13 protein-coding genes and 2 pseudogenes are annotated in these 19,168 nt (G+C 33.2%); 2 read left to right on the top strand and 13 right to left on the bottom strand.

The annotated features are described in order from the left end of the window. Positions 1 to 3,267, bottom strand: a pseudogene (locus SH09_RS17470) (hypothetical protein); the annotation flags it as partial. Between the two features lie 493 nt (positions 3,268 to 3,760). Between SH09_RS17470 and SH09_RS17030 the strand changes: the two are divergent. Further along, entirely contained in the window at positions 3,761 to 4,393 is a 633-nt protein-coding gene (locus SH09_RS17030) for a hypothetical protein (protein WP_235307506.1), read from the top strand. Between the two features lie 218 nt (positions 4,394 to 4,611). Here SH09_RS17030 and SH09_RS17025 read toward each other — a convergent pair. The 8 genes and pseudogenes from SH09_RS17025 to SH09_RS10530 form a co-directional block, all read right to left on the bottom strand. Beyond that, positions 4,612 to 4,728, bottom strand: a pseudogene (locus SH09_RS17025) (KxYKxGKxW signal peptide domain-containing protein); the annotation flags it as partial. Positions 4,729 to 5,012: 284 nt separating this feature from the next. Then, complete coding sequence (locus SH09_RS10560; RefSeq protein WP_042739613.1) at positions 5,013 to 5,774, bottom strand: transporter substrate-binding domain-containing protein; 762 nt, start codon at positions 5,772 to 5,774, stop codon at positions 5,013 to 5,015. 1 nt (position 5,775) lies between these two features. After that, positions 5,776 to 7,062 carry an MmgE/PrpD family protein gene (locus tag SH09_RS10555; protein ID WP_257211155.1) on the bottom strand — a complete coding sequence of 429 codons (1,287 nt, stop codon included), beginning with the start codon at positions 7,060 to 7,062 and terminating at the stop codon, positions 5,776 to 5,778. A 72-nt stretch (positions 7,063 to 7,134) separates the two neighbouring features. Then, entirely contained in the window at positions 7,135 to 7,875 is a 741-nt protein-coding gene (locus SH09_RS10550) for an amino acid ABC transporter ATP-binding protein (protein WP_042739611.1), read from the bottom strand. Positions 7,876 to 7,885: 10 nt separating this feature from the next. Next, positions 7,886 to 8,566, bottom strand: a complete 681-nt coding sequence (locus SH09_RS10545; RefSeq protein ID WP_042739610.1) for an amino acid ABC transporter permease — start codon at positions 8,564 to 8,566, stop codon at positions 7,886 to 7,888. Beyond that, positions 8,547 to 9,113, bottom strand: coding sequence for a GNAT family N-acetyltransferase (locus tag SH09_RS10540; protein ID WP_042739609.1), 567 nt, complete (start codon positions 9,111 to 9,113; stop codon positions 8,547 to 8,549). Before SH09_RS10540 ends, SH09_RS10545 begins: the two co-directional genes overlap by 20 nt. Positions 9,114 to 9,127: 14 nt before the next feature. After that, positions 9,128 to 10,429 (bottom strand): LLM class flavin-dependent oxidoreductase, encoded by a 1,302-nt coding sequence (locus SH09_RS10535; protein WP_042739608.1) that lies wholly within the window; start codon positions 10,427 to 10,429, stop codon positions 9,128 to 9,130. A gap of 242 nt (positions 10,430 to 10,671) precedes the next feature. Then, positions 10,672 to 11,241, bottom strand: coding sequence for a LysE family translocator (locus SH09_RS10530; protein ID WP_052495437.1), 570 nt, complete (start codon positions 11,239 to 11,241; stop codon positions 10,672 to 10,674). A 93-nt stretch (positions 11,242 to 11,334) separates the two neighbouring features. On the opposite strand from SH09_RS10530, the gene SH09_RS10525 reads away from it, so the two are divergent. Next, the gene (locus SH09_RS10525; RefSeq protein ID WP_042739606.1) at positions 11,335 to 12,216 is read left to right on the top strand and encodes a LysR family transcriptional regulator; all 882 of its coding nucleotides are present in this window, start codon (positions 11,335 to 11,337) and stop codon (positions 12,214 to 12,216) included. A 415-nt stretch (positions 12,217 to 12,631) separates the two neighbouring features. On the opposite strand, the gene ggt is transcribed toward SH09_RS10525, so the two are convergent. The 4 genes from ggt to SH09_RS10505 form a co-directional block, all read right to left on the bottom strand. Then, a complete protein-coding gene (ggt, locus tag SH09_RS10520; RefSeq protein WP_042739605.1) occupies positions 12,632 to 14,635 on the bottom strand; it encodes a gamma-glutamyltransferase in 2,004 nt (667 codons plus the stop codon). Between the two features lie 147 nt (positions 14,636 to 14,782). Next, positions 14,783 to 16,564, bottom strand: a complete 1,782-nt coding sequence (locus SH09_RS10515) for an ABC transporter substrate-binding protein (protein WP_042739604.1) — start codon at positions 16,562 to 16,564, stop codon at positions 14,783 to 14,785. Between the two features lie 16 nt (positions 16,565 to 16,580). After that, positions 16,581 to 17,744: an ABC transporter permease gene (locus tag SH09_RS10510; RefSeq protein WP_042739603.1), complete on the bottom strand. Its 1,164-nt coding sequence runs from the start codon at positions 17,742 to 17,744 to the stop codon at positions 16,581 to 16,583. A 4-nt stretch (positions 17,745 to 17,748) separates the two neighbouring features. Beyond that, a complete protein-coding gene (locus tag SH09_RS10505) occupies positions 17,749 to 19,050 on the bottom strand; it encodes an ABC transporter permease (RefSeq protein WP_042739602.1) in 1,302 nt (433 codons plus the stop codon). Between the last annotated feature and the right edge of the window lie 118 nt (positions 19,051 to 19,168).

The following is a 19,168-nucleotide window of genomic DNA, read 5'->3' as shown; positions in this document are numbered from 1 at the left end:
TGATGTGCTCACTGATGTTGATGTACTTGCTGAATCACTCACTGATGTGCTCAACGACGTTGATGCACTTTCTGAATCAGATACTGAAGTGCTTAATGATGTACTTGCTGATTCTGAATCACTCACTGATGTGCTCAATGATGTTGACGCACTTTCTGAATCACTTACTGAAGTACTTAGTGATGTACTTGCTGATTCTGAATCGCTTACTGATGTACTTAGTGACGTACTTGCTGATTCTGAATCACTCACTGATGTGCTCAATGATGTTGATGCACTTTCTGATCCTGATACTGAAGTACTTAATGACGTTGATGCACTTTCTGATCCTGATACTGAAGTACTTAATGATGTACTTGCTGATTCTGAATCGCTCACTGATGTGCTCAATGATGTTGATGCACTTTCTGAATCTGATACTGATGTACTTAGTGATGTACTTGCACTTTCTGAATCGCTCACTGATGTGCTCAACGACGTTGATGCACTTTCTGAATCAGACACTGATGTACTCAATGATGTTGACGCGCTTTCTGAATCAGATACTGAAGTGCTTAATGATGTTGACGCACTTTCTGAGTCAGACACTGATGTACTTAGTGATGTACTTGCTGATTCTGAATCACTTACTGATGTGCTTAATGATGTGCTTGCACTTTCTGAGTCAGACACTGACGTGCTTAATGACGTGCTTGCTGATTCTGAATCACTTACTGATGTGCTTAGTGATGTGCTTGCACTTTCTGAGTCAGACACTGATGTACTCAATGATGTGCTTGCGCTTTCTGAGTCAGACACTGATGTACTTAATGATGTGCTTGCACTTTCTGAGTCAGATACTGATGTACTCAATGATGTGCTTGCACTTTCTGAATCACTTACTGACGTGCTCAACGACGTTGATGCACTTTCTGATCCTGATACTGAAGTACTTAATGATGTTGATGCACTTTCTGAGTCAGATACTGATGTACTCAATGATGTGCTTGCACTTTCTGAGTCACTTACTGACGTGCTCAATGATGTGCTTGCACTTTCTGAGTCAGATACTGATGTACTTAGTGACGTACTTGCTGATTCTGAATCACTTACTGATGTACTTAGTGACGTGCTTGCACTTTCTGAGTCAGATACTGAAGTACTTAGTGACGTACTTGCTGATTCTGAATCACTTACTGATGTACTTAGTGATGTACTTGCTGATTCTGAATCGCTCACTGATGTGCTCAACGACGTTGATGCACTTTCTGAATCAGATACTGATGTACTTAATGACGTGCTTGCACTTTCTGAATCACTTACTGATGTGCTCAACGACGTTGATGCACTTTCTGAATCTGATACTGATGTACTTAATGATGTACTTGCACTTTCTGAATCACTCACTGATGTGCTCAATGATGTTGATGCACTTTCTGAGTCAGATACTGAAGTACTTAGTGACGTGCTTACACTTTCTGAATCACTCACTGATGTGCTCAATGATGTACTTGCTGATTCTGAATCACTTACTGAAGTACTTAATGATGTTGATGCACTTTCTGAGTCAGATACTGATGTACTTAGTGATGTACTTGCACTTTCTGAATCACTTACTGATGTGCTCAATGATGTTGATACACTTTCTGAATCAGATACTGACGTGCTCAATGATGTTGATGCACTTTCTGAGTCACTTACTGATGTACTTAGTGATGTACTTGCTGATTCTGAGTCACTTACTGACGTGCTCAACGACGTTGATGCACTTTCTGAATCAGACACTGATGTGCTCAACGACGTTGATGCACTTTCTGATCCTGATACTGAAGTACTTAATGACGTGCTTGCACTTTCTGAATCACTTACTGAAGTGCTTAATGATGTTGACGCACTTTCTGAGTCAGACACTGATGTACTCAATGATGTTGACGCACTTTCTGAATCAGACACTGATGTGCTCAATGATGTTGATGCACTTTCTGAATCACTTACTGAAGTACTCAATGATGTACTTGCGCTTTCTGAGTCAGATACTGAAGTACTTAGTGATGTACTTGCTGATTCTGAATCGCTCACTGATGTGCTCAACGACGTTGATGCGCTTTCTGAATCAGACACTGATGTACTTAGTGATGTACTTGCACTTTCTGAATCACTTACTGAAGTACTTAATGACGTGCTTGCTGATTCTGAATCGCTCAATGATGTGCTTAATGATGTGCTTGCGCTTTCTGAATCACTTACTGAAGTACTCAATGATGTTGACGCGCTTTCTGAATCACTTACTGAAGTACTCAATGATGTACTTGCACTTTCTGAATCTGATACTGATGTACTTAGTGACGTACTTGCTGATTCTGAATCACTTACTGATGTGCTTAATGATGTTGACGCACTTTCTGAATCACTTACTGAAGTACTTAATGACGTGCTTGCTGATTCTGAATCGCTCACTGATGTACTCAATGATGTACTTGCTGACTCTGAGTCACTTACTGAAGTACTCAATGATGTGCTTGCGCTTTCTGAGTCAGATACTGAAGTACTTAGTGATGTACTTGCTGATTCTGAATCACTTACTGATGTGCTTAATGATGTTGACGCACTTTCTGAATCACTTACTGAAGTACTTAATGACGTGCTTGCTGATTCTGAATCGCTCAATGATGTGCTTAATGATGTGCTTGCGCTTTCTGAATCACTCACTGATGTACTTAATGACGTGCTTAATGACGTACTTGTACTTTCTGACTCACTTACTGACGTGCTTGCACTTGCCGATTCAGATGCTGATTCACTTAACGAATCGCTTATTGATGTCGATGTACTTTCTGACTCACTTAACGAATCACTTGTTGATGTTGATGTACTTGCTGATTCACTTAATGAATCACTTACTGATGTTGATGTACTTAATGAGTTACTAGTTGACGTGCTTGTTGATGCACTTAATGAGTTACTTGTCGATGTGCTTGTTGATGCACTTAATGAATTACTTGTCGATGTACTTGTTGATGCACTCAATGAATTACTTGTCGATGTGCTTGTTGATGCACTTAATGAGTTACTTGTCGATGTACTTGTTGATGCACTCAATGAATTACTTGTCGATGTGCTTGTTGATGCACTTAATGAGTTACTTGTTGATGTACTTAATGATGTACTTCTTGATGTTGATGTACTCAATGATGTACTAGTTGATGTGCTTGTTGATGTACTTTTAGACGTCGAAGCACTCAATGATGTACTTGTTGATGTTGATGTACTTGTGCTTGCACTTGCTGATGATACCGGATCAGTACCAGTAATAGTACCAGTGAAATAGTTATTTGATGTTGTTGTTGATGATGAAAATGGCGTGAATGTCCAAGTATAGTTACTGCCAGAACCAGTGATTGGTACTGTCCAAGTTGTAACTAGTCCTGCACCTTGTTTCGCATAATAACCATTCATCGCATAATCATTTGACCACGAATAACCACTACCAGTAGCAGTTATTGGTAGATTACCTGATGGAACTGCTGTTACCTCTGAACCATCATATTTATTAACAACATAGTTATAAGAGGTAGTAGGTGTCCCATAACCATCACCTAACGTAAACATTGGTGATGTACTTGTAGTTGTATTTTTAATTGAATAACTATTACTCATAGCAGTAGGTGCTTTTTCAACTGTTGATGTATTCGGATTATCGTAAGATACTGTATAAGTGAATGTCATGTTTTGACCATCACTTGTTACAACCAATTTGTAATAAATAGGTATGTTATATCTTGTGTCTGTTCCCGCACCTGTATACGTTTGTGTTTGTGATGTTGTTGCAGCTGCTGCAGCAAATGTAGATATACTTGTAGTAGCTAATCTACTTAATGTTCTTAGTTGTGTTGGTGCTGTGCTTGTCGATTCGGATGTTGATGTTGATAAAGTAATCGCATTTGATCCTAAATCTTCTGATGTACTTAGATTGCTTGTCTTACTGTCATCGCTTGTTGTTGATTTCTCTGAACTTGTACTTCCATCTTTATCAGATGTTGATGTCTCGCTCTTACTATCTGACTTTTCTGATGTTGATGTTTCGCTATCACTATCTGATTTGTCTGATGTTGATGTTTCACTTTTACTATCTGACTTTTCTGATGTTGATGTCTCACTATCACTATCTGATTTGTCTGATGTTGATGTCTCGCTCTTACTATCTGATTCTTCTGATGTTGATGTCTCACTATCACTATCTGATTTGTCTGATGTTGATGTCTCGCTCTTACTATCTGATTCTTCTGATGTTGATGTTTCGCTTTCGCTATCTGATTCTTCTGATGTTGATGTTTCACTTTCGCTATCTACTTTTTCTGATGTTGATGCTTCGCTTTCACTTGTTTCTGATTTGCTAATTGCTGTTGATGTTTGATTACCTACTGTTTCACTTTGTGATGATAGTTCTGAAGTGACTGGTAATTCTGAAGCAGCTAATGCTTGTTGATTATGTAACATGTTAGCTGCAAATGCTCCACCTAATATGCCTGTGGTTTTTAATGTATTTCTTTTTACTGAGTCCCCAAATGTGCGTTTTGTTTCTTCTTGCGCTTTTTCAGTGCTCTTGCTAAAAATTGGTAATCCAAGTATCCCTAGTAGTTTAATCTCTTTTATGCCGGCTTTAACCCAATTTTTACCTGATTTGTAAAGTTTTACACGCGCTTTTTCTTCATTAAAACTCCGCTTAAACTCTCTTTCTCTCTTTGACATGATCTTCCTCTTTTCATTTTTTCTCCCAAAAACTCTAACTTTTTAAATTTCTCTAACTGTTTAAAAAAGCTCTATGATAGTACTCAAGATGTATTAACTATAAAAAGATTATGCACTATTGAATTATTTTTTTCAACTATGAAATACATTAAGATTGTATAAATTTATATTTATTTAGGTTAATGTTATAAAAAACATACACTAGTGAAATATATGACACAATATTGTAATTTTAAACTCAAAAAAAGACACACTTATTAATAAAAAGTGTGTCTCAATGTATATTATTTTTTTGTTGTGTCTTCCCCGAAATATTTGTTAGACAGTTTTTTTAATTCTCCATTATCTTTTAATGCTTTAATTCCTTTATCTATATCTTTCTTTTTGTCCTTATTATCTTTTTTAAATGGGAAACTTGTTGCTTCTACATTAATTGGCTTACCTACAAATTTTATTTTTTTATCTTTTTTATTCTTTTCAGCTGATAATACTGAGCTTGAATTGATGTAGCCATCGATACGTTGATTATCTAGATCCAACATGGCACTCTCACGATTTTCGTATGTTTTTGTTGATATTCCGTAATTATTTTTCTTATTAAACGCTTCAAGTGCTTCTGTGTGATTAGATCCCATGACTCCTGCTACCTTTTTACCTTTTAAATCTGAAAAATCGTTAATTTCTTTATTATTGAGAGAAGTGACAATTTGGCTTCCAATGTATGAATATGGATTAGAAAATTGATATTTTTCTTTTCGTTCATCTGTTACAGCAACTGCGTTAGCTACGGAATCGACTCGACCTGAATCTAACTGCCCCATAATTCCTGAAAAGTCTGCTTTCACCCATTTTACTTTATAACCTTCTTTTTTAGCTGCTTTTTCGAAAACTTCTATATCATAGCCTACTAGCTTTCCATCTTTTTCATAAGAATTCGGGTAACTTTGTCCAGTTGTTCCAACTACGATTGTCCCTTTTTTGTTATCTGAAGAACAACCTGCTAATATAAATAGTCCCACCAACGTGAGTACTATAAGTTTTTTCATATTAATATCCTCCTGTCACAATATATGTGATTAATTCATCTGTATCAGTTACGTTGAATAAGTTTTGTATGTTACGTGCATGTTTTGTCGAAAATGTTGATAATTTTCCTACTAATTCTTCTGTTGATAATGGATTATTCGGGCTACCTTTAGGTGCATCCACGCGTTCTCGTAAAGTCTCACCTGATTTAGTTTTAATTTCTACAATTGTATATCTACCTTTTGGCAATGCATTTGTTTTTGGGATAATTTCATCATTATAATTTCGATGTACTTTAGTCATTAGTTTTTGAATGTTTGAGTCTATATTATTTTCAAAAAAATCTTCCATTGTAAGTCGATTATTAATAAGCAATGTAGCAATAACATATTCGACGCTAAATCGGCCTTCTAGTCCGTTAATCGGTCTGGTGTATTTCAATGCTGCATCACCTTGACTAGGAAATGTAACGTTAATTTGTTCTATATTATCTATTTCAATATTGAATTTACTTTGTAGTGCCATAACAGCATCAATAGCATGATAATTGGCTGAACAACATGGGTATTTTTTAAACCATAATCCTGGATTAACAATTGCCCAAGGTTCTGTATCAGTTCTCATTATATTGTCAGGCATATAAAATAATTCACTATAGGTTTCGAACAATGCCGGTAACATATCTTTGTGACCAGTTATTATTTTTGATTCACTATATTTTACTGCCATATATGCTTTTTGTGCTGCCAACCCAATATGTAAAGGTTTAACATCAGTGCCAAATTGAGCACGTAGCCCACTCATTTCTGAGATAGCAATACCAATTGCATTAGCAATCGTTTCAATATCTAAATTCAGGTAATGAGCACTTGCAACGGTTGCACCGATTATCCCAATTGTCGATGAACTATGCCAACCACTTTCATAATGGTTCTTTCCAATCGTGCGACCAATACGTGCAGTCACTTCAACACCTATAATATAACTGTCAAGAAAGTGTCTATAACTCTGTTTATTTTGATTTGAAACTGCTATAAGTGTCGGGATAATAACTGATGTTGCATGTCCTCTAACATCAGAATGTACATCGTCGTAATCTAAATAATGTAATAAATAGCCATTGACTAAGGCAGCGTCTCTTGGTTTTAACATTTGCTCATAGGCCATGATAGGACTTTGTCCATCGCCTTGTTCTTTACTAAGCAATTGTATTAACTGATTAATTGCCTCATTATTTTTCGTGGCATATGCTGTAGCAATACAGTCTATCAATCCTTTTTGGGCGGCATAATATTCTGTTTCACCTATTTTATCTACAGACCCAATGATACTCTGGATAAAACGATACGTATCATTTACGATTATACGCTCACCTCAATTCTATTTAACGGTATATTCTTTATTAATAAATTCGGCAGTTCTCTCCTGTCTTGGATTATTAAAAATTTGTTCAGGGCTACCACTTTCTACAATAAATCCGTCTTCCATAAATATAACTTTGTCTGCGATATCCTCTGCAAAGGACATTTCATGTGTAACTATAATTAATGTTTTATTTAATTTAGCTACAGATTTGATGACGTTTAATACGCCTGTTACTAATTCAGGATCGAGTGCTGATGTGGGTTCATCAAATAATAACAGTGGTGTATCAAGGGCTAATGCTCTAGCAATTCCAACACGTTGTTGCTGTCCTCCTGATAATGTTGCTGGATACTTATGTTTAAATTCCGATAATCCTACTTGTTCTAGATAATCATTTGCACGCTGTTGAATTGAGTTGTTATCTAAATGTTTATTTGTCTTTAAACCAATCGTGACATTTTGAAGTACAGTTTTATTTTTAAATAAATTATAATGTTGAAAAACCATTGCTGATTGTTTAATGAGTTGTTGTTTTTGTTTGTTTTTTACTTGCTCTACTTGTACATCAATATGATTAATAGAAATTGAGCCGCCATCTGGTTGCTCTAACCAATTCAAACATCTTAATAATGTAGATTTACCAGAACCAGAAGGGCCAATAATTGTTAATACTTCACCTTGATTCAATTCAAAATTAATATCTTTCAATACATCAGTTTGTCCAAAAGACTTCCTCAAATGATCTACTTTAATCATTTGTGACACCTCACTTTTCATATGGTTTATTCACACGTTTTTCTAATAGATTTTGCAGATAACTAAATATTATTGTTATTAACCAGTAAACAATGGCTACTGCTAAAAAGGTTTCTAAGAATTTATATGAAGCTGAAGCTAAGAGTTTACTTTTGGCAAATATTTCTGTAACACCTAATGTGAATACTAATGAGGTTTCTTTAATTAAACCGACAAAAATATTTCCTGTGGCAGGTATCGCATTTTTTGTAGCTTGAGGTAATACAATCGAGAAATATGTGCGTGCTTTACTCATGCCTATTGAATGCGCTGCCTCAAATTGTCCTTTATCTACAGAGGATATTGCCGCTCTAAATATTTCAGCTAAGTAGGCTGAATTTTTAACGCTTAAGCCTATAATGGCAGCAGTTAGTGCATCAATAACTTTCATATCTGGTATCAATTGTGGCAAGCCATAATAGATTAGAAAGAGTTGTACCAAACTTGGAATCGACCGGAAGAATGATATATATAATAAAGCCAATTGTTTTATAACTGGAATATTGGCTTTTAGAATCAGTGCTAATACTAGTCCTCCAACAATTGATATGACTAATGATATTAATGCTAAATATAATGTGATTGGTAAAAATGGAAGTATTTTAGGAAAGCTTTCTAAAAAATATATCGGATCAAAATCCAATTGATTCATCCTCCTTATATGTAATTTCAGTAAATTGCTGTTTTAAAATTGCTTCACCTACAAATAACGATTCGTCTAATACTTTGATTAAGTATTGGGTAATGTGACCTTTTCCTAGATTTGTGCTACCAAATTTTTGATAACCTCTTCGTTCATACATTTCAACAAGCCATGGATGATTGCTTGCCGTTCCTAAAGTGACAGCGGAAGAATGAAAATTTTGTTTGATGACTTGTTTTTCTATATATTCGAGCAAAGTTTTACTGATTCCTTGACCTTTATAATCTGGACTTGTAGCAAGCCACCAAATATGAGGAAAGTTATATGGACCTGGATTATGACTCCAGGGCATTCTTAAAGATATTGTTCCTATTAATTTGTTATCAACTTCATATACATAACAAATATTTTGTTTAATATTATTGCTAACTTTTTCAATCGTTGGATGTGCTGATTCAAAATGAATACCTAAATCTCTAATAGGCTTATACGCAGCATACATCAACGTAACAATCGAATTTATATCTTCAGTAGTTGCTCTACGTATAATCGACATAAATTTGAGCCTCCTTAATTATTTTTCAGTCCAAATTTTTCTCTCAGCGTCCCCGTTTTATATGTTTTTTGAACTAAATTTCTATCCTGTAAAATAGGTATAACTTGTTCAACAAACTTTTCAAATTGTGTGGGTAACAACGGTGGCATAATATTAAACCCATCTGCCGCTTTATTTACGAACCAGTCTTCCATTTTATCTGCAATTTGCTCTGCTGTTCCTATGACAATGTGATGTCCTCTTGATCCAGCAACTTGTTTCATCACTTGTTCTAAGGTTAAATCATTAGCTTTGGCTTCTTTTAATATTACTTCGAATCTACTTTGAACCCCATTCCCTATTTCAAAGTCAATATCAGCAAATGGCGTAGATAAATCGTATTGTGCCAAATCGATTTCACCTAGATAAGGCGACAGAATTTTCAACCCAATTTCTGGTAAGATTAGATCCTGTAACTGTTGATAATTTTGGTGAGCTTCTGATTCTGTGTCACCTATTACTGGAAACAATCCTGGCATAATTGATATTTGATTTTCTGTTTTATCGTAACGAAGCGCTTTGGCTTTAATATTTTCATAAAATTGCTGTGAATCTTTTAAATTACTTTGCGCAGTAAAGACAACGTCAGCAACTTTGGCTGCTAATTCTGTTCCTGTTGCTGAAGAACCTGCCTGAATCAATAGTGGTCTAACTTGTGGAGAGCGTTCAATATTTAGCGGGCCCCTAACTTTAAAATGCTTTCCGACATAATTAATGGTATGTAACTTGGAAGGATCAATAAATACACCATCTTCTTTGTTGCGTTTAAATGTATCTGATTCCCATGAACGCCATAACTGATTTGTTACATCAACAAATTCCTCGGCGCGTTCGTATCGCAACTCATGCTCCATATGCTTTGTTCCATTAAAATTTTCGGCAGTGCTATTAATTGATGAAGTCACAATATTCCATGCTGCTCGACCACCACTAATATGATCTAAAGAGCTGAAGCTACGTGCTAAATGAAATGGCTCTTCATATGTAGTAGATGCCGTGCTAGCTAATCCTATTTGTTGCGTTTCTCTTGCTAATACACTCAATAAAGTTAATGGCTCAAATCTACTCAAAATATTTGGATGTGAGGTTTCTGAAACGAATAAACTATCAGCTAAAAATAGTAAGTCAAACTTTCCTTTTTCCGCTGTTTTGGCGACCTTTATTAAATGTTCTAAATCCATTGGACCAGTTTCTGAGGCTTGTGGATGTCTCCAACTAGCAACATGATGTCCATATCCTGCTAAAAATAATCCCAATTTCATATATCTATTTTCCATTATTACACCTACTTTTATTAAATCCCGATTGGACTACTAAGAGTTAAAGATATCACTGCACATTTTAATTGTCAATTTTAATTTTTATCAATATAAATTTATATCTTTTACATTCATTTTAAAAATTGTTCAACTAAATTTATTATAATTTTTAATTACAACGGTGTTATATAGCGTTAATTTTTTAAGCATAAAAAAACTGCACCTTTGCATAAAAGGTACAGTAGATGTAGTCATGTTTATTATAGAAAAATACTGATTGCAGAATATAGTAGTAGTAAGGACATCACAATTTTAAAGGGACGGTCGAATTGCTCTATATAATTTTTTAAATAGCTTCCTAAAAAGCCCCATGCTAATAAGCAAATCCAGCCTATAAACACGGTAATGATCATATATAAATATAATATTGTGGAATCATTTGCTATCGGTAAAATAAATGCTCCTATTAATGTAGTAAAAAATAATAGCGACTTCGTATTTAAAACTTGTAGAAGGAATCCTGATTTAAATGATTGGTAGGTATGTTTATTCATATTTTCTTTGCTAGATTGATAGGTTTTGTATGCTAGGTAAATTAAATAGATAAATCCTAGATATTGTAGGATAACTTCAATTTTCATTATCATATTTTCAAATACAAATAATAGGCATAAAGCAAGTACTGCTAAAAATAAAAATCCTGTTAAAATTCCCCAAATAAATTGCTTAGCCCCTTTTATACCATATGCTTTAGCTGAGTCTAATATATATAAATTGCTCGGCCCTGGTGTAATAGATGTTACAAATACATATATTAAAAATGCAGTCATATTCATCACCTCTAATGAAATTTTATGACTGCTATATTAATAAGTAAAATTAATGTTATCATTATGTCATAAATAAAATTTATAGGTGAAATAATGAACATTAAACAACTAACGATTTTAAAAACTTTATTAGCCACTCGAAGTTACACCGATACTGCTCGTACTCTAAATTACACGCAGTCTAACATTTCTCAGCAAATCCAACAGCTAGAAACAGAATTACAAAATAATTTATTTACGCATAAAAACAAACAGCTTGTCCCTACTGATTTTTTAATACAATTATTACCTTTAATCAATAATTATATAGCAACACATGAGGAAATATTAAATATCTCTAATCAAAATGTTAATAAAGGAACTTTAAAAATTGCTGCTCCTGAATCTATTATGACAACTGGACTGAGCGATGTGATTAAATCATTCATTGCAAAATATCCAGAAATAGAACTCGACATATTTAATAACTCTTGTAGCCATAATCAAAATTTATTAATGAATAGTGAAGTGGATATTGCGTTTGTAGTAAATGAAAAAATTAGTAATAAATATATTCATACACGCAAATTATCTACTGAGCAGTTGGTTCTCGTTGCGCATCCTGAAGCACCTGACACTTTACCAGAATTATTGCATCATACTATATACAATCATTTTGTAATAAATGAAAGGGATAGCACCTATCGAGTAGCGTTTGAGTCATTTATTGATTCACATAATATTGAAATAAAGAAGACAACTGAGTTGTGGAGTATTCATACAATTAAAACATTCCTATTAGATAACATTGGCTTTAGTGTATTACCCTACAGAACAGTTGCCACAGAATTACAAAATCAGCAACTTAAAATAATCTCCCCAGTTTATAGCGAATTACCAAGTTTTTACACCTTTGCATTAACTAAGAAAATGGGATGGGATAACCCGCTAATCAAATTGTTTCTACAAGAAATGAACTTATTTACAAAAAACTAACTAGCAATACAAAAGCCCACTCTATCATTAAAATAGAATGGGCTTTATGTAGGAAGTATTACCAGTACATAAATTTACTGAAGATTGTATACCGACAACGTTCAAACTAGACATTTTTTGGGATTACAATATGATCAATAAAACTTGGCGTTGTTTTATTGAAAGCTATCTTACACACCTGTTACACCTTACAGACCTAATGCAGCTACTAAATCAACGATTGGTTTTAATAATCCAGATAACATATAATCACTCCTCTTGTTTGAAGCATAATGTAATTCTATTATAGTTTTCAGAAAATTAAAAATTTGTGTAAATAGTTATTACATACTGAGTAATATAACCTTACAATTAATTAATATTTTTATTATAATTACACATTTAATCGTTGATTTAACGGCATTCCATTAGAATATTATCGTGTAATACTCTCTTTATCATATCGATAATATTCTGCTTCATTTTCATCAATTCTTTGCTCAAAATCCTTATATAAGAAAATATTTTTTTCATTTTTTATAACTTTATACTCCAAACTTTTAGCAAATGCTGCGATATTTACAAATTCTTGTCCTTCTATTATTCTTGAGTATTTATTGTTTACTTCAATATTAAATATATATTGAGTAATTTCAGTTAAAAGGAAAAATTCATTATCAATAATCTTAGTCTGGGATTTAAATAAAGGTAGTTCGACTTTATTTAAATATACTTGAAACGGTGAGACTTCTAATCGCTCTATTGGAGTTTCTTGTGAACTAACGTATTTATCATTTTTCCCAATCACTACACCTTCTCGCGTATCATCGGTTCCACCTCTAACTAATCCTTTTTCAAGATCAAATTGCAACCCATGTACATCACCAATATAATCTTCAGGTGTTAATTCAAAAGCATGACCTTTGGCAATTAATTTAAGTATTGTACTTTGTTTAAACTGGCGTTCCCATTCTATTCTGGATGGGTTACTTGTATAGATACGCGGCTCTTCAATTGCTTGTTGGATTGTCATATCAAAGTCAATCACATTAACTAATGTTTGGACAACACTAGCAATTATACTGATTGCACCTGGTGCACCGACTTCTAATACCGGGTGCCCATCTTTAGTAACAATTGTAGGAGACATATTACTTAAAGAACGTTTATTTGCTTCAATTTCATTAATTCCACCTTCAACTACATCAAAGCCATCTATTGTTGTGTTTAATAGAATACCGTATCCAGGTATCGTCATACCTGAACCATAGATCATTCCTATTGAAGTAGTAAATGACGCAATATTTCCATCTTTATCTGTAACTGAAAAATGTGTAGTTTCAGTATGTTTTTCGTCTATATCAGTATGTGATTCAACAGAAGGAATTGCACTACCCGGTCCAATTTCAAAATTAGCATGATTCGTGTGAATGAGTTTACTGCGTTCTTTCAAGTATGTTTCATCAATTAATGCTTCAACTGGAATATCGTAAAAGCTTTCATCTGCTAAAAATGATGCTCTATCACTATATGCAATATGCATACTTTCAATCAAATGATGTAAATAATCTGTTGAACGTGGTCCCATAGCGCTTATATCAAATTGCTCCAACAACTTTAATATTTGAATAACTGTAATTCCACCAGAACTAGAAGGACCCATTCCATATATATCATATCCACGATAGTTAGATGTGACTGGTTCTTTAATTTGAATTTGATATTCCAATAAATCTTTCTTAGTAATCGTTCCACCATTTTCATGTACGATATCTACTAATTTATCAGCAATTTCACTGGTATAAAAAGCCTCAAAACCTTGATCTCTAATAATTCGAAATGTTTTAGCTATATCAGGAAATGTTATCCAATCATCTTTATGAAAATAATCTCCTTCATTATTAGTATAAACACGATGTGTTTCCTTGAATTTATTTATACGCTCAATCTGATGTTTGGAATACTTTTCAGTTGCCCAATTCGCCTTATGTCCTTTTTCTGCTTGTTCTATTGCAGGATTTATTAGTTCTGAAAGTGTTAAATTACTATAGTTTTTCTGTAGATGTTCAAATAATCTAGGGATTGCTGGTATAGCTACAGTTTTTCCATGTGTACTTAAATCAAAAAAACTTTTATGGTTACCCTTGTCATCTAAATAGAAATGTCGATCAATATTTTGAGGTGCAGTTTCTCTAGCATCAAACGCTTTTACTTTTTTAGTTTTATTATCAAAATAAAGTAAATAACCGCCTCCACCAATTCCAGAAGTAAATGGTTCTACGACATTTAATGAGAGTTGCATTGCAATAACAGCATCTATTGCATTGCCACCTTTATCCAGAATTTGTCTTCCTACATCTGCAGCTAATGGGTGAGAAATTGATATCAAACCTTCATCACTTGTTACACCTTCATCTATCACTTTATTATTTACATTCAATTAAAGTTCCTCCTATATTAGCAGAAAAGGTCGAACTCCAAAGCTAACATGAGATATTTTCAAATTATCAAATGAAATAAAATTATTATTCCATATTATCTCCTAATGTTAATATGCTTATAAGTTCGACCTATAACATACTTAATGCTATTTTTTATTCATTTCTTGCTCTACTATGTTTAAATCTTGATGTTGCTTATTCCCTGTATCTAGTAATGGGGTTACTGGTGAAGCAATTCTAAATTTATCCCCTCTATAAAACTTAATAAATTGATCTTGATTAATCGCATAGACTACCGCTCGTCTTAATGAGGCATTATCTTTAAATATGCCATTCTTACTATTTATCATTAAAAATACTGATTTACGACCATTTTTTCTAACGATACTTAAATCTTTATCAGATTTAATTAAATCAAAGTTTTTTTGATCTACATCAGTAACCATATCTATAGAGTGATTTCTAACTTCTGATACCGTGTTATCAGGGTCATCATTAAACTTCATCGTAATATGCTTAATTTTTGCAGGTCCGTATTCACTTTTTTCAGTTTCATTAAACCCTGGATTACGCATTAATGAAGCTTGATAGCTGTTCTTCTTAGTCATGATATAGGGTCCACTAGCATATAACTGATTATCCAAATGATCTTTTGATGGAATCGCACTTGCGTCACCATAATCAGGTGAATTTTTATCATTATTTATTTGGGTAACATATTTTTTAGACAAAATACCTGCTGAAGAATGTGTTAGATAGCTCACTTCTTTAGGCATAGGTTGATCTGTAGATATCTTAACAATCTGATAGTCACCTTTTTTGTTATTTACTTTATTACCATTTGTAACCAACGATTTAACTCCATGTTTTTTAATCAATTTATCATAGATTGACTTACCATCTTTACTATTAACATTTTTCAATTGATTCATATCTGTAGTTGATAATTTTTCAACATTTTTAATATGTTGATGCATATTATAAGTGTTATTATCTGGTACTGAATGCTTGTCTCTTGCCCTATCTAAAGAAAATTTCACATCGTCTGCAGTAACTCTTTCAGTTGTTTTCTTCGCTATACCTTTTTCAACCTTTGCAAAATAATCATCATCTCTTAACAAGAAATAAAATTCATCATTGGATTTAGCAACTGCATAATCTTTACTTAAGGAACCATCCGTTGTAATTTGATCATTGTCATTTAATGTTAGCAGTCGAGTATACATATTCATATCTATACCATAGACAGAAGGTGCAATTGACCGTATTGGGTCTAAGGACTGAAGCTCACCATCTTCTTGTGTCATTACAAGAGGTCGTGTATCTCTATTATTTTTGTTATTATAATCAAATTGTTGCCAAATTAATGCACGAGAGTTTGGTAAACCTACGCTTTTTGGAGATAATACTTTATTATCGTAAACTAGATTTTTCTTAGCACCATATAAAGGTGCCATATATCCTTGTTTAAAAATGACTTCATTCTCTAGTTTTTTATATGTCTCTTTTGCTTTATTTTTATCCTCTTTGCTAGCATCATTTATCATTTTATCTACATTAGCATCTTTAATTAAACTATTTGATCCTTCTGAACTAAATAACGAACTCATTGAGTAATTTGGATCACCAAATACTGTAGTCCAATCATCAATTTCAATATCATAGTTTCCCGCTTCACGTTGCGTTCTATAACTACCATAATCAGGTTGAATATTCATCTTTACGTTAAATCCAGCTGTTTCAAGTTGATCTTTAACTATATTCATATCATTTTCATAACTAGCCTGACCTAAAAATTTTATAGTAGGTTTTTCTCCCTTAACATTTACATGTTGTTTAGAATCCTTTAATTCTGATTTAGTAGGTATACTACAACCACTTAATATCATCATTAAAGCAACCATGGAAATACCAATGATTTTTTTCACATTCAGCCCTCCTATTCTATTGAATTTTTGGATCAAGTGCATCGCGTACCGCGTCGCCAATAAAGTTAAAGGCAAGCACAAGCAACATAATACATAACCCAGGAAATATTGCTAAGTTACTATGTGTTTCAAGATAGTTACTTCCGGTCCTTAGGATATTTCCCCACTCTGGTACTTCTGGCGAAACACCTAGACCTAAGAAACTTAAACTACTTGTCGTCAAAACAACTACACCTATATTCAATGAAAACCTAACAATCATTGGTGATAATGAATTCGGTAATATATAACTCCATAATATACGCGGTGTAGTTTCACCTGTAATCCTAGCAGCATCAACATATTCCATTCGTTTCACTTCTAATACATTTGCCCTCATTGTTCTAGCAAAGGAAGGAATATTACCTATACTAAGTGCAATGATTAAATTGGTTGTACTTGCACCAAATGAAGCGATAATAGCCACTGCTAAAAGTAAAGATGGAATCGCAAACACTACATCTAATATTCTCATGACAAGATTGTCTATTTTCACAAAGTATCCCGCTAGCATTCCTAAAATCATGCCGAGTATGACTGAAATTACAACTGAAATAATAGAAATGAAGAAAGTTAATTTTGTGCCTACAACTATTCTTGTAAATAAATCTCTACCAAAATCATCAGTCCCAAATGGATGCACAAGACTAGGATTTTTTAATAAGTCATCAAATTGATTTTGTGTCGCCAAAGTAGTATCAAATAAGTATTTCGACATCACTGAAATAGTAAGTAAAAACACTAATATTACTACACTTATGCTAGCAATTTTATTTGATTTTATTTTAATTATGAAAGATTCCCAACCATTATAAATGCCTAATTCCGAAGTTTTTTTATAACGTAAAATACTAATAAACATTAACAAAGTAAATAAATTACCAGTAGCAGTTAAGATAATTAAAATGCTATATCCTATGTATCTTAATGCCTTTTGTTTATACCACAAATCTACTCCAAAACCTAAAAACGCAACCACTATCGTTAATAAAATTAATATAAACTGAGTTATATAAAATGAATCTACTACATAACCTTTAAACAAATTGATACATGCAGTAAATATCACCAAAATGTATGTCAATATAGCACATACTGAAAATATCAATAATGATGGGATCATATATCTCTGTTGAGTCATACAGTTACTCCTTTTCTTTAATTTCACTACGTAATTTTGGGTCAATCACAGCATAGAAAATATCAATAATAAGGTTTACTAGTGAGATAACTATTGAAATATAAACTACGCCACCCATAACAGCAGGAATATCTGGAACCAGTTGTTTTTGAACGATATATCTACCTATACCATTAATATTAAAAACCTGTTCAGTAACAGCTGAGCCACCAAGTAATTCAGCAACAAGCAAACCAATCAATGTAATAATGGGTATAAGTGCATTTTTCAAAATATGTCTGACTACGACTTGGTTTGTCGATAAACCTTTGGCATAGGCTGTCATAACATAATCGTTTCTCATAACTTCTAACACAGAGGAACGCGTCATTCTGGTAATGGAAGCAGCTATCGCCGTACCAATAACTAGTGTTGGTAAGATTAATGAAAAAGGGTTATCTGGCATATACGATGGTGGTAGTATATTAAGTTTTAACGAGAAAGCTAATATAAATAATAAACCCTGCCAAAAATTCGGAATAGATAAACCAATTAATGCAATTGTCATTAAGATAACATCAATCCAGCTATTACGTTTTAGTGCGCTCACCACACCTATTGGTATAGCAATCATTATTGCAATTAGTAAGGCAATTAATGTTAACAATAATGTAATTGGAATTCTTTGTGCTACTGCATGCGTAACTACTTCATTACCTTTATAAGTAGTTCCTAGGTCAAAAGTAAACACACCTTTAATCGCATCCCATAATTGAAGTAAATATGGACTATTTAAATTATGTGCCTCGTTAAATTGTTTAATTTGATCTTTAGTCGCATCCGGTCCTAATATGCTATATGCAGCGTCCATAGGTGATAAATACAAAATTGTAAATACGACCGTTATGACTCCTATGATAACCACAATTGCCATAATTATTCTCTCAAATATATATCTAACCATAGGATTCAAATAAAAGCTGAGAACAATAAAAAGTGGGAATGCTAAAATAACTTTAAATATGAGATGATTATTAAACAGTAGTTGTTTATAAAATGAAGTAAAGTCATTCGTTACCTGTTCATCATCGTAACGATTCCTTCTATTATAAATATGCTGAGCTTCTTTAAATAGTTGTTGCTTTGTCTTGTGTTCTTTTAGATATAAATACTTTTGTTGCAATGCGTGGGCAATTTTTTCAACCACCAAATTCTGTTGTAAGTCTTCACTATTATTACCAGAAATCAAATATTTTATAATAGCATATATAAAAATGGGTAAGCTTAATATTGAAAATAAAATACGATAAAACAGTTGATTATACAATGAGTTGAATGCCTGACTATATCGATAGATAAATATCCCTCCTTGTAAGTTATACTCGAGTAGATTAGTATGATATATAAAGTATAGATTAAAAACATATATTTGTGAATAGGGAGGA

This window comes from Staphylococcus gallinarum (genome assembly GCF_000875895.1).
Lineage (GTDB): Bacteria > Bacillota > Bacilli > Staphylococcales > Staphylococcaceae > Staphylococcus > Staphylococcus gallinarum.
This window is presented reverse-complemented; position numbering and strand designations above follow the sequence as displayed.

Coding starts and splice junctions, on each gene's coding strand:
- SH09_RS10525 (WP_042739606.1), top strand. CDS start 11,335: ATGAACATTAAACAACTAACGATTTTAAAAACTTTATTAGCCACTCGA.
- SH09_RS10560 (WP_042739613.1), bottom strand. CDS start 5,774: ATGAAAAAACTTATAGTACTCACGTTGGTGGGACTATTTATATTAGCA.
- SH09_RS10545 (WP_042739610.1), bottom strand. CDS start 8,566: ATGAATCAATTGGATTTTGATCCGATATATTTTTTAGAAAGCTTTCCT.
- SH09_RS10550 (WP_042739611.1), bottom strand. CDS start 7,875: ATGATTAAAGTAGATCATTTGAGGAAGTCTTTTGGACAAACTGATGTA.
- SH09_RS10540 (WP_042739609.1), bottom strand. CDS start 9,113: ATGTCGATTATACGTAGAGCAACTACTGAAGATATAAATTCGATTGTT.
- SH09_RS10535 (WP_042739608.1), bottom strand. CDS start 10,429: ATGGAAAATAGATATATGAAATTGGGATTATTTTTAGCAGGATATGGA.
- SH09_RS10530 (WP_052495437.1), bottom strand. CDS start 11,241: ATGACTGCATTTTTAATATATGTATTTGTAACATCTATTACACCAGGG.
- SH09_RS10510 (WP_042739603.1), bottom strand. CDS start 17,744: ATGACTCAACAGAGATATATGATCCCATCATTATTGATATTTTCAGTA.